1 protein-coding gene is annotated in these 546 nt (G+C 60.4%); it reads right to left on the bottom strand.

Annotated features, from left to right (window positions below; all coding sequences use genetic code 11):
* Positions 1-546 (bottom strand): IS6 family transposase (locus NKH19_RS33505; RefSeq protein ID WP_352984016.1); only part of this gene is annotated, 546 nt, incomplete at both ends.

Below are 546 nucleotides of genomic sequence, written 5' to 3'. Positions count from 1 at the left end.
GCATTGCGGGGAAAGTGGAACAGGTTGGCAATCGGATCATGGATGGAAACGAACCGCTGAAGCTGGCGTGCCGACTTGAAGCGTTTCATGGTCCTTTCGCGTCGTCGGGTCGGCTGGTGCGAATTTTCCGCTCGATTATTCAGGCCTGTGTGCGACCGGTGTTCGACACCGGGCATGAGGTCGCGCCTGGCGGCATCATAGGACCGGAGCTTGTCGGTGATCATGACCCGTGGTGTCCGCCCTTGAGCCTTCAGCAACTTGCGCATCAGACGCTTTGCCGCCTTGGCATTTCGGCGGCTTTGCACCAGCACTTCGAGGACGAAGCCGTCCTGATCGACGGCACGCCAGAGCCACTGCTTCTTGCCATTGATGGCCACCACACATTCGTCGAGATGCCATTTGTCGCCCAGGCAGCCGGCTGACCGTCGCTTGATCTCCCGGGCGAAATGCCGCCCGAATTTCTCCGCCCAGCTTCGAATGGTCTGATGCGTGACGATGATGCCGCGGGCCGCCAACATGTCCTCAACCATGCGCAGGCTGAGCGGA

It is taken from the genome of Mesorhizobium sp. M1338, from assembly GCF_040318045.1.
In the GTDB taxonomy this organism is placed as follows: Bacteria; Pseudomonadota; Alphaproteobacteria; order Rhizobiales; family Rhizobiaceae; genus Mesorhizobium.
Note: the sequence above shows the minus strand (reverse complement) of the source record. Positions and strands in the feature narration are given on the sequence as shown.